Annotated in this window: 6 protein-coding genes; 3 read left to right on the top strand and 3 right to left on the bottom strand. The window is 52.1% G+C overall.

What is annotated here, in order from left to right:
• The coding region (locus A918_RS0103410; protein ID WP_022709695.1) for a low specificity L-threonine aldolase at nt 1-979 on the bottom strand (979 nt) is incomplete at its 3' end.
• A 658-nt stretch (nt 980-1,637) separates the two neighbouring features.
• Between A918_RS0103410 and gltB the strand changes: the two genes are divergently transcribed.
• Nucleotides 1,638-6,389, top strand: a complete 4,752-nt coding sequence (gltB, locus tag A918_RS0103420; protein WP_022709697.1) for a glutamate synthase large subunit — start codon at nt 1,638-1,640, stop codon at nt 6,387-6,389.
• 31 nt (nt 6,390-6,420) lie between these two features.
• Nucleotides 6,421-7,890: a glutamate synthase subunit beta gene (locus A918_RS0103425; RefSeq protein WP_028233328.1), complete on the top strand. Its 1,470-nt coding sequence runs from the start codon at nt 6,421-6,423 to the stop codon at nt 7,888-7,890.
• Between the two features lie 130 nt (nt 7,891-8,020).
• Here A918_RS0103425 and A918_RS19305 read toward each other — a convergent pair whose 3' ends face one another.
• On the bottom strand, nt 8,021-9,268 hold the full coding sequence (locus A918_RS19305; protein ID WP_022709699.1) for a DUF459 domain-containing protein: 1,248 nt from the start codon (nt 9,266-9,268) through the stop codon (nt 8,021-8,023).
• Between the two features lie 107 nt (nt 9,269-9,375).
• The gene (locus tag A918_RS0103435) at nt 9,376-10,641 is read right to left on the bottom strand and encodes a lytic murein transglycosylase (protein WP_028233329.1); all 1,266 of its coding nucleotides are present in this window, start codon (nt 10,639-10,641) and stop codon (nt 9,376-9,378) included.
• 559 nt (nt 10,642-11,200) lie between these two features.
• Here A918_RS0103435 and galU point away from each other — a divergent pair.
• Nucleotides 11,201-12,094, top strand: coding sequence for a UTP--glucose-1-phosphate uridylyltransferase GalU (galU, locus tag A918_RS0103440; protein WP_022709701.1), 894 nt, complete (start codon nt 11,201-11,203; stop codon nt 12,092-12,094).
• Nucleotides 12,095-12,169 lie beyond the last annotated feature (75 nt).

Raw genomic sequence — 12,169 nt, forward strand, 5'->3', positions numbered from 1 at the left:
TGAAAGTTTCGTCCTCAGCAATAGGATCAGCGCTGTGTGGCGGGTTCCAGTCATGGAATACTGCGCCCTGTGCCAGTAGTTTTTCACTGTCTGACTTTTTCAAAATGGCGAAAATCTCATTGGCCTGCGGCTGCCATTCCAGCTTCACTTTACCGGAAGTTTTGATGGCATCTGCCATTCTGGTGGTCATGGCATTGGAATGACGGGCAAGATTGAGCCACAGATCATCTTGTAAGTAAGCATCAAACTGCGCGGCAATGAAACGGGTTTTGGAGAATAACTGCGCCGCACGTTTGCGGATGAACGGCAGGTCTTTCGCCTGTTGCGGGTTCATGAAAATCAGAGCTTCCGCACACCAGCAACCGTTTTTGGTGCCGCCGAAAGAGACGATATCAACGCCCTGTTTCCAGGTCATTTCTGCCGGTGTAACACCCAGCGTCACCAGAGCATTGGCAAAGCGTGCGCCATCAAGATGCAGCGGCAGATCATGTTCACGGCAGATCGCTGAAATCGTTGCGATTTCATCAAGCGAATATAGTGTGCCGATTTCGGTAGCCTGCGTAATGGTCACAGCCATTGGCTGACCGGCATGGATGAAGGCAGGGTTGAAGCGTTTCAGCTCCTTGCGCAGATTTGCCGGATCCATTTTGCCCAGAGCGCCGTCTACCGGATGCAGACGGGCGCCGCCGGTGAAATATTCCGGTGCGCCGCATTCATCTTCGATCACATGGGCTTCACGATGGCAAAGCGATACACCGCCCGGACGGTTAACGCTGGCCAGCGCCAGAGAATTGGCGGCTGTACCTGTGCCGACAAAATAAACCGCAACTTCACGCTCGAATAATTCGTTGAAGCGTTGCTCGACTTTTTTGTCGATTTCGCTGGCACCATAGGAAGCAGCAAAACCACCGGCATGAGCAGTAATATTGGCATTAATATCAGGATGGGCACCGGCCCAGTTATCGGAAGCGAAGAACATCAAGAGCTCCGTATGCGTCAGGACTAAGAACTAAACTGCAAATCGTTTAGAGGGTGCAGTTTAATGTGATGCGTGTTTATAGCTGGTTTTTTCTGACACACGAATGAAACCTGATATCAAGTTTCGGTGTGGTCACATTGACGCAGTTTTTCTGATTTGCGCCTGGTGCTGCCAGCTAAATCCTTGTTTTTTCATATGATGAAATTGATTGCGCAATAAAATTACAAAAAATCGATTTAAAATTGAATATTTCGTGCTTGTAGAGCAGAAAATATTCTGCAATAAAATGATAGGGCAGTAATGCTGACCTATTGAGCAGAGTTCGGTCTAAGGAAAATCCGGCGAATTTTGCTGCAATTCATGCTATGATTTCATCTGTTTTCCGCAATGGCAATCAAAACAGCGTTGCGATAACCGGTGAGAGCATTCCGTTCATGCGCACGCCATAGCGTGCTTAGCAACAAGGGAGGCCGGTCAATGATTAATCTGATGTATTATGCTGTCTGCTTCCTTTGGTGCGCTGCACGGACAGGCATTTTCACAAGCTCATTTAACAATTCTGCTGTTTCAGCTCCGGTCTTTATCCCGTCCGGAGGACGGGTTGGTGCCGCACGCCTGAGCCGGCACATGGCCCTGTACCGGGTCTAAGGAGGTTTCGATGTTGATCAAGTCGCATTCTGTTGGGGCATTTCAGGCTCATACGCATACAGAAAAAGGCGGCAAAACCACAACATCGACTAAAACCACCCAAACATCCCGAACTATGCCCAAGAAACAAGGGCTTTATGATCCGCGACATGAGCATGATGCCTGTGGTGTCGGCTTTATTGCGCAGATGAAAAATGTGCCGTCGCACCAGATTGTGCTGGACGGCTTGCAGATGCTTGAAAATCTCACGCATCGCGGTGCCGTGGGTGCCGACCCGCTGATGGGCGATGGTGCCGGTATTCTGGTGCAGATTCCGCACCAGTTTTTTGCACAAGAAATGGCAAAAGCCGGTATTCATCTGCCGGATGCCGGACATTATGCTGTCGGCCAGATTTTCATGCCGCAGGATGTAAAACTGCGTGCGCATCTGGAGCGGGTGATTACGGAAGTGATCGCCGCAGAAGGCCAGACATTGCTCGGTTTCCGCACCGTGCCGGTGGATAATAGTTCACTGTCCAAAGCCGCAGATATTGCCGCAACCGAGCCGGTGCATCGTCAGGTCTTTATCGGCCGCAATCCGAATATTGCCAGCGATGATGATTTCGAACGCCGTTTGTTCGTGCTGCGTAAGGTGATTTCCAACCGGATTTTTCAGGAAACTGAAGGCCGTGATAACGGTTTCTATATTGTCTCCATGTCTGCCCGCACCGTTGTTTATAAAGGCATGTTTCTGGCCTATCAGGTCGGTGCCTATTACAAGGATTTGGCAGATCCACGTTTTGAGAGCGCCATTGCACTGGTGCATCAGCGCTTTTCAACCAATACTTTCCCGTCATGGAAGCTGGCGCATCCGTATCGTATGGTTGCCCATAATGGTGAAATCAACACGCTGCGCGGTAATGTAAACTGGATGGCTGCGCGTCAGGCTTCGGTGGATAGCGAGCTGTTCGGCAATGATATTTCCAAGCTCTGGCCGATCTCCTATGAAGGCCAGTCGGACACAGCCTGTTTTGATAATGCGCTCGAATTTCTGGTGCAGGGCGGTTATCGCCTGAGCCATGCGATGATGATGCTGATCCCTGAAGCCTGGGGTAATAACAAGCTGATGGCGGATGAGCGTAAGGCATTTTACGAATATCATGCCGCCTTGATGGAGCCTTGGGATGGCCCTGCCGCCGTTGCTTTCACCGACGGCCGTCAGATTGGCGCGACACTGGATCGTAACGGTCTGCGTCCGGCACGTTATCTGGTGACGGATGATGACCGGATCATTCTGGCATCGGAAGCGGGTGTGCTGCCGGTGGACGAGAGCCGGATTGTCAAAAAATGGCGATTGCAGCCCGGGCGTATGCTGCTGATTGATCTGGAAGAGGGACGCATTGTCAGTGATGACGAGCTGAAATCCCAGATCGCCAGCGCGCATCCATATCGCCAATGGCTGAAAAACACGCAGCTGGTGCTGGAAGATCTGGCACCGGTGGAGCCACGCGCACTACGCCGTGATGTCAGCCTGATCGAGCGTCAGCGCAGCTTTGGTTACACACAGGAAGACACCAAACTGCTGATGGCACCGATGGCGACAACGGGGCAGGAAGCGGTTGGATCGATGGGTACGGATACGCCGATTTCCGCGCTCTCGGACAAGGCCAAACTGCTTTATACCTATTTCAAGCAGAATTTTGCGCAGGTCACCAATCCGCCGATTGATCCGATCCGGGAAGAACTGGTGATGAGCCTCGTATCTTTCATCGGGCCGCGGCCAAACCTGTTTGATCTGGTCGGCACATCACGGCGCAAGCGTATGGAAGTGCGTCAGCCAATCCTGACCAATGCTGATCTGGAAAAAATCCGCTCGATCGGCCATTCGGAAGACCGTTTTGATACCAAAACACTGGATATTACCTATCCGGTGAATGAAGGTGCTGCAGGTATGGATGGCACATTGGCACGCCTGTGCGACCGTGCGGAAGCGGCGGTGCATGGCGGCTATAATATCATCATCCTGTCTGATAGGCAGGTCGGGCCTGACCGTATCGCCATTCCGGCTTTGCTGGCAACGGCTGCCGTACACCATCATCTGATCCGCAAGGGGCTGCGTACATCTGTGGGGCTGGTGGTTGAGAGCGGTGAACCGCGCGAAGTGCATCATTTCTGCTGCCTTGCCGGTTATGGTGCCGAGGCGATCAATCCGTATCTCGCTTTTGATACGCTGACCGATATGCATCAGCGCGGCGATTTTCCGCCGGAGGTGGATAGTAGTGAAATCGTCAGCCGCTATATCAAGTCGATCGGCAAAGGCATGCTGAAGGTGATGTCGAAAATGGGCATCTCCACCTATCAGTCCTATTGTGGTGCGCAGATTTTCGATGCCATCGGCTTAAAACAGGATTTTGTTGACCGGTATTTCTTCGGAACCGCTTCGATGATTGAAGGTGTGGGCTTAAATGAAGTGGCACAGGAAACTGTGTTGCGGCACAACACGGCCTTCGTGAAAGAAATCGGTGGTACCGGTGCTCTGCCTGCGGGTGGTGAATATGCGTATCGTATTCGCGGTGAGGCGCATATGTGGTCGCCGGATGCGGTGGCCAAGCTGCAACATGCCGTGCGCAATGACAATCCGAAGAGCTTTGCGGAATATTCCGAAATGCTCAATAGCCGTTCTGCGGCAGCCAAAACCATCCGCAGCCTGTTCCACTTAAAGCGCGCGGGTGAACGCGGAAAGAGGCCGGTTGATCTGGCAGAAGTTGAGCCTGCGGCTGAAATCGTCAAGCGCTTTTCAACCGGAGCCATGTCCTTCGGCTCGATCTCGCGTGAAGCACATACAACACTGGCCGTTGCCATGAACCGGATGGGTGCCAAGTCCAATACCGGTGAGGGTGGTGAAGAGCCGGATCGTCTCTATCCGCTGCGTGACGGTTCACCAAACCCGCAGCGCTCGGCGATCAAGCAGGTGGCATCAGGACGTTTTGGCGTGACCACGGAATATCTGGTCAATGCCGACATGATTCAGATCAAGGTGGCGCAGGGTGCCAAGCCCGGTGAAGGCGGTCAGTTGCCGGGTCATAAAGTGGATGCGACAATTGCCAAGACACGTCATTCCACCCCGCGTGTCGGCTTGATCTCACCGCCGCCGCATCATGATATTTATTCCATTGAAGATCTGGCACAGCTGATTTTCGACCTGAAAAATGTCAATCCGCAAGCCGATATTTCAGTCAAGCTGGTGTCGGAAGTCGGTGTCGGCACGGTTGCTGCCGGTGTTGCCAAGGCACGTGCCGATCATATCACCGTTTCCGGCTATGACGGCGGTACCGGTGCATCACCGCTGACTTCGCTCAAACATGCCGGTTCCCCTTGGGAAACAGGTCTGGCAGAAACCCATCAGACATTGGTTCTCAATGGTTTGCGCTCGCGCATTGCATTGCAGGTCGATGGTGGTCTGCGCACAGGGCGCGATGTGATTATCGGTGCTTTGCTGGGTGCGGATGAATTCGGTTTCTCCACTGCGCCGCTGATTGCTGCCGGTTGTATCATGATGCGCAAATGCCATCTCAATACTTGTCCGGTTGGTGTGGCGACCCAAGATCCTGTGCTGCGTCAGCGTTTCAAAGGCACACCGGAGCATGTGATCAACTTCTTCTTCTATCTGGCGGAAGAAGTGCGTGTACTGCTGGCCGAGCTTGGCTTTACCAAACTTGAGCAAATTATCGGTCGATCTGACCTGTTGGAAAAACAGGCAGCGATTAATCACTGGAAGGCGCAGGGGCTGGATTTCAGCCGTATCTTCTATCGCCCTTATGCCGCAATTGCAGGTGATGAAAAACAATTGCGTCATACGCAATTGCAGCAACATCCGATCGATGATGTGCTGGATCGTGATTTGATTGCAGCTGCCGCACCGGCACTGGAAAATCGTGAGAAGGTTACGATTACCCGCAGCATTAAAAACACGGATCGCTCAGCAGGGGCGATGTTGTCCGGTGCGCTGGTCAGTCGTTACCGCCACAAAGGTCTGTCGGAAGATACAATTCAGGTGCGTTTCAACGGTACTGCGGGGCAGTCTTTCGCGGCCTTTCTGGCACACGGTATCAGCTTTGAACTCCATGGCGAAGGCAATGACTATATCGGCAAGGGCTTAAGCGGCGGACGGATTATTATCCGTCCGAGTGAAGACAGCCGGCTCAAGGCCGATGAGGCGATTATTGCGGGCAATACTGTGCTCTACGGCGCGATTGAAGGCGAATGTTATATTCGCGGACAGGCGGGCGAGCGTTTCGCTGTGCGTAATTCCGGTGCCGTTGCGGTTGTTGAAGGCGTGGGTGACCACGGCTGCGAATATATGACCGGCGGTGTGGTGGTTGTGATCGGCGAGACAGGGCGCAATTTTGCGGCCGGTATGTCCGGTGGCGTGGCCTATGTACTGGATGAAGCCGGTGATTTTGCCCAGCGTTGCAATATGGCGATGGTCGAACTGGAGCCGGTGCCTGAAGAGGACGACATTCTCGAAAAGCTGCATCATCACGGCGGTGACCTGATGCATAAAGGCCGCGTGGATGTTTCCGGCAATATGACCCGTCACGATGAGGAGCGTCTGGCACAGTTGCTGGCCAATCATCATCATTATACGGGGTCTGAGCAGGCACGGATGATCCTTGATAACTGGGAACAATATCGTCCGAAATTCGTCAAAGTCATGCCGGTCGAATATCGCCGTGCCTTGGAAGAGATGGAACTTCTGCGCAATCCGGTTGCCGCAGAATAATCCGCACTTCAGAAAAGAACAGGTTTTTAAAATGGGTAAAGTTACAGGTTTTCTGGAGATCGACCGGCAGGTTGCGCAATATCAGCCGGCATCGGATCGCATCAGGCATTTTCGTGAATTCACTTTGTCGATGAGTGAGCCGGAAGTGCAGAAGCAGGCTGCGCGTTGCATGGATTGCGGTGTGCCGTTCTGTCATGGCGATAAAAGCGGTGACAGCGGTTGTCCGGTGAATAACCAGATTCCGGACTGGAATGATCTGGTCTATGCGGGACAGTGGGAAGAGGCGATTGCCAATCTCCATTCCACGAATAATTTTCCGGAATTTACAGGGCGGATTTGTCCTGCGCCGTGTGAGGAATCATGCACGCTCAATCTGGAAGATATGCCGGTGGCGATCAAAACAGTTGAGCAGGCACTGGCCGATAAGGCTTTCGAACTGGGGCTGATACAACCGCAAATTGCGGCTGTTAAGACCGGAAAACGTGTTGCGATTATCGGCTCGGGTCCTGCAGGTCTGGCTGCTGCACAACAGCTCGCACGTGCTGGTCACGGTGTGGATGTTTATGAACGGGAAAGCCGTGCGGGTGGTTTGCTGCGCTACGGTATTCCTGACTTCAAAATGGAAAAGCAATTGATTGACCGCCGTATCGCCCAGATGGAAGACGAGGGGGTGACTTTCCATTGCGGTGTGGAAATCGGCAAGGACATTGCGGTCAAGCAATTGCTCAAAGATTATGATGCCGTGCTCTATTGCGGCGGGGCGGAAACACCACGGGATCCGGCTTTGCCCGGTTCTGACTTAAATGGTGTTTATGATGCCATGCCTTATCTGGTGCAACAAAACCGCCGTGTTGCAGGGGAAGATGAACAGTCGCGTGCTTGGGCATTGGAAGACAGTATTTCGGCAGCAGGCAAACGGGTTGTGGTTGTCGGCGGTGGTGATACCGCCTCTGACTGTGTGGGCACGGCGTTCCGGCAGGGGGCAGTACAGGTAACGCAGCTGGATATTCGTCCTGAACCACCGGCACGGGAGGATAAGCTCGGCGTGTGGCCTTATTGGGCAACCAAAATTCGCATCTCCTCCAGTCAGGCGGAAGGCGCTATGCGTGAGTTTCAGGTGGCAACACTTGGCTTTGGCGGCGAAGACGGTCAACTGACCCATGTGCTTTGCAGCGCAGTGGATGAACGACGCAAGCCAATTGCCGGTTCGGAGTTCATTTTGCAGGCTGATCTGGCATTCATTGCCCTTGGTTTCAGCGGCCCTGCCAAGCAAGGCGTGTTGCCGGAACTCGGTGACAGGCTGAAGCTGAAAAAAGATGCCCGTGGCGGTGAGAGCGTGATGGCCAATGAGACGGATTATCACACATCTGTACCAAAACTCTTTGCAGCGGGTGATGTGCGTCGCGGCCAGTCATTAGTTGTCTGGGCAATCCGTGAAGGGCGGCAGGCTGCAAGAGCTATTGATCTGCAATTGATGGGTGCAAGTCTGTTGCCTGCGTGAATGAAGAAAAGCCTCGCTAAAGCATTTCCAGCAAAAGTGTGAAGCGGTTTTGCGTAGGATAATGCGTAAACTAAAAGATAGAGCGACTCCGGCTATTTAATCTTAACCGGAGCCGCTCTTGAGGCTTTTTTTAAGGGCGTGGCCAGCTGAAATCATCCGCACGGCCAAGCGGAGCCGTTTTCAGCGCAGGCTTGTTGCCTGCAGCAGCGGTTTTGCTGATTACTGTTGTATCACCCAGCAATGTATCATCACCGGACTGATCCAGATCATTGAGTTTCATTGGCCCGATACGGGTGATTTCTTTCTGCACCGGCAAAGCCATAGGCTCATTGCTTTTACTGTCAGATGAAACAGGAGCATCCGGTGATGAGAGTTTCAGCAATTGACGCAATGGTTTTTCCGCATAGAAAGCCAGTTTTCGCTTGCCGGCTGCGGTCATATTAATTCCGTCATTACCGCGCAGGCGTACCGTCTGACCGTTCACATCAACACCGGTCTGAGTAAAGCTGCCTTTATCATCGACAAAACCGTCCCATACATCGGCGAAAACAACCTGAGGTGTTGTATCTTCCGTTGTGACGGCTTGTTCTGCCGCAGTCTTATAAATCTTGTTCAGCGACAACATGGTCTGAGACAGTGAAGAAGATTGATAGGGCGGCTGGCCGATCCAGACAACAGGCACGCCGGATTTCGCAGTGACCTGCAGAAATTCATCAACCCGCGACTGATACAGTTTCTTCCACTCATCCGTATCGGCCGCAACACTGATGCTTTTCTGTGTGAGCGGCTGGCGGTCATTCGCCCCGATCATCATAACGACGACGGCAGGTTTCTGCTCAGTCAAAATGGCCGGAAGTTCTTTGCTCCAGTTATAATAATCCTGACGAACAAAGCCTGATGAGCCATTGGTCCGGTTGATAACCTGCAAATCCGCGGTTTGAGAGAATGTCTCTGTCAGCCCTTCTGCAAGACCACCGGCGATAAAATCACCAATAACCATAATCTTCCGCGCATCGGGATTCTTTGCGACGGCTTCCGGTTGCGGCGGTGTAATAATGGCCGGTTTAGGCTTGGTGACAACGGGTTTTTTCTTCACCGGTGCTGAACGTCTTTGCGGCTGCTGAACCGGAGGGCGTGTGACTTCCTGCTGTCTAGGCTGTGCGGGATTTCCGAATAATATATCCAGCAATGTACGGCGTTTTTGTTGCTGCGGATATTGCTGGGCAATGAGAGTGGGGGCACTGTCCGGCTCTGCTATTTGTGTCTGTGCAGTGGCGGGAGTTGCCAGCAATGCGGTCAGGCCGAAAGCCACAGTTAAGGATTGCAGGCTGAGAAAGCCCGCTCTGATCTTGTTCTGTGTGACTGTTTGATCTGTCATAACGGGTTTCAACCCTTAAGCCTTCTGCTGCATTTGCCGTTTAGAACGCATATATGCGGCAGTATAAAGGATCAGGCCGGATCAACCGGCCTGACAATAAGTCGTATTTAGCGGCGGCGCAGAACGCTGAGCACTTCTTTGCTCGGATGGCCGTCGGGTGACAGCCCGTTGCGCTGCTGGAAGGCTTCAATCGCCTTACGTGAACTTGAGCCGATTTTGCCGTCAATATTGCCGTCATAATAGCCGAGTGCACGCAGATGCGTTTGCAGTTCTTCACGCTCTTTCATGGAGATTGGTGTGAAAGGACGGTTCCAGTCCTGTACCAAACCCTGATAACCGGCAACGCGGTCAGCAAGAAGACCCACACCGAGAGCGTATTTATCCGCATTATTATAACGCTTGATAACGAAGAAGTTCTTGGTCATCAGGAAGGCAGGGCCACTGCGGCCATCCATGACTTTCAGCGTGGCTTTTTCAGCATCACTCGGGAACGGACGGCCATTGGCGCGCACCAGTCCCAGACGGCGCCATTCAGCAATACTCAGGCTGCCGGACGGGAACTTGCCCGAAGCAGGCAGAACCACTTCGTAACCCCATGTGCGGCCCGGCTCCCAGCCGTTTTTACGCAGAAGATTGGCAGCGGTTGCCAGCGCATCCGGCACGGAATTCCAGATATCGCGTTTGCCATTACCGTCAAAGTCAACCGCATAGGCCTGATAGCTAGTCGGGATAAACTGGGTATGCCCCATTGCACCGGCCCATGAACCACTCAGATGTCCGCGGTCAATATCACCGGTCTGGAGAATCTTCATCGCTGAAATCAGCTGCGTGCGGGCATATTTGGCGCGGCGCTGGTCGGCATAGGCCAGTGTAGCCAGTGAGCGGATCGCATCGCGCATCACATCCGGACGCTGCATCATCTCGCCATAGCCGGTTTCCATTGACCAGATAGCCAGAAGCACGTTTTTGTCTACGCCATATTGCTTTTCAATCGCATTGAGGGCTTTGCCCCATTTGCGCGCCATGGCCTGACCGGTGCCGATAGAATGCTCGTTGACACGGTTGTCGATATATTCCCAGACAGGGGAGGTGAATTCAGGCTGATAACGCGCTTTTTGCAGCACTTCCGGATCAATAGCATTCACACCGGCAAAAGCACGGTCAAAAGTGGCCGGAGCAATCCCGTTCTGAAGGGCTACAGGGCGAAAACCGGAAACCCATTTGCGAAATTGTGCATCGGCAGATGCATAGCCGGTTGTCAGAAGAAGCGACAAGGCAGCCGCAGAGGCTGTTGTTGCTGCGGTCTTCCAGAAGCGGCTTTTGAAAATATGGGTTCGAAGCATGCTTTTCTCCCTGAATATAAACTTTAGCATTTCGCATTCTAACAATGCATACAGGCATTGTTGCGGGTACGAAAATGCAATCAATCAAGAGCGTCGTTCAGTTTGCCGGTGCTCACTACGCTCGGGTAATGGTTTTAGCCGCATTATCCGGATGCAAAATCGCTTCACAATTTTGCGGGAAATGGTCTAGGTTCATTGTTTATGCCACACGGAAGTTAGCATTTAGTTTACCATGCAGTGCCGGAATTAAGAACCGGCAAAAAACTGTTAAGACTGTGCAGATAATAATCAGACAATGAATGATCTGCATATGCGTAATTTCAGCTTAACTGAATTACTGCATCATTGATGAACGGGACGTGAAGAAACTCCTGTTCGGGCATGAGAGGTGCTCAACTGCGTTAATAATCGCACATGAAATGTGACCGTAACTTTTAGAAAATGCAGGCTTTTTTCATAGTTTGGCTGTAATGGCTTTTATAGATCAGGTTTAGCAAGAGACTAGAGTACAGGTTGATAATAGAAAAATTATAACCGGCGGCTTAGGTTTGTTTGATGTAGGTTGAAACCGGACAAAACGGGAAGTGACATGAGTTCAGTTAAAAAAATCCGCAAAGCAGTTTTTCCTGTCGCCGGACTGGGGACACGTTTCTTACCAGCCACAAAATCAATTCCGAAAGAAATGCTGACCGTTGTTGATAAGCCGGTCATTCAATATGTAGTTGATGAAGCGCGCGAAGCGGGTATTGAGCATCTGATTTTTGTGACCGGCCGCAATAAAGCGGTGATCGAAGATTATTTTGATGCTCAGGTTGAACTTTACACAACACTGCAGGAACGCGGTAAGCTCAATGAGCTGAACCATATGCAGAGCCTGCAGCCGCAGCCTGGTACGACCAGTTTCACGCGTCAGCAGGTGCCGCTTGGCCTTGGCCATGCAGTATGGTGTGCCCGCGAAATCGTTGGTGACGAGCCTTTTGCACTGTTGCTGCCGGATATGGTGATGCAGTCGAAAAAAGGCTGCCTCAAGGAAATGGTTGAGCTTTACGAACAGACCGGCGGCAATGTGATTGCTGTGCAGGAATGCGATCCGGAAGAAGCGCACAAATATGGTATTGTCGGCAAAGGCAATGCAATCGGCAATGGTTTTGAAATCAACCAGATGGTTGAAAAGCCAGCCAAAGGCACCGCGCCGTCAAATCTCTATATTAACGGCCGTTATATTCTGCAGCCGGAAATCTTCGACCTGCTGAGCAAGCAGGAAAAGGGTGCCGGTAACGAAATTCAGCTGACTGATGCGATGCTGAAACTGGCGAAAGATCAGGATTTCTACGGCTTTAATTATCAGGGTCGTACCTTTGACTGTGGCTCCAAAGAGGGCTTCATTCAGGCCAATGTGGCTTTTGCCCTGTGGCGCCATGATATCCGCCCGCTGGTCGAAGTCAGCATTGATGAATTGCTCAAGACGATTAAGTTGTCTTGAGCTAAATAAAAAAGCCGGTCAGTGACCGGCTTTTTTTGTTACGGATTAATATGTCAGCGGCGCAGTTTTACACCG

The sequence above is a fragment of the Pseudochrobactrum sp. AO18b genome (assembly GCF_000409565.1).
Taxonomy (GTDB): Bacteria; Pseudomonadota; Alphaproteobacteria; order Rhizobiales; family Rhizobiaceae; genus Pseudochrobactrum; species Pseudochrobactrum saccharolyticum.

Excerpts from the sequence above, each read along its gene's own strand:
- gltB (WP_022709697.1), top strand. The coding sequence starts at position 1,638 with ATGTTGATCAAGTCGCATTCTGTTGGGGCATTTCAGGCTCATACGCAT.
- galU (WP_022709701.1), top strand. The coding sequence starts at position 11,201 with ATGAGTTCAGTTAAAAAAATCCGCAAAGCAGTTTTTCCTGTCGCCGGA.
- A918_RS0103425 (WP_028233328.1), top strand. The coding sequence starts at position 6,421 with ATGGGTAAAGTTACAGGTTTTCTGGAGATCGACCGGCAGGTTGCGCAA.
- A918_RS0103435 (WP_028233329.1), bottom strand. The coding sequence starts at position 10,641 with ATGCTAAAGTTTATATTCAGGGAGAAAAGCATGCTTCGAACCCATATT.
- A918_RS19305 (WP_022709699.1), bottom strand. The coding sequence starts at position 9,268 with ATGACAGATCAAACAGTCACACAGAACAAGATCAGAGCGGGCTTTCTC.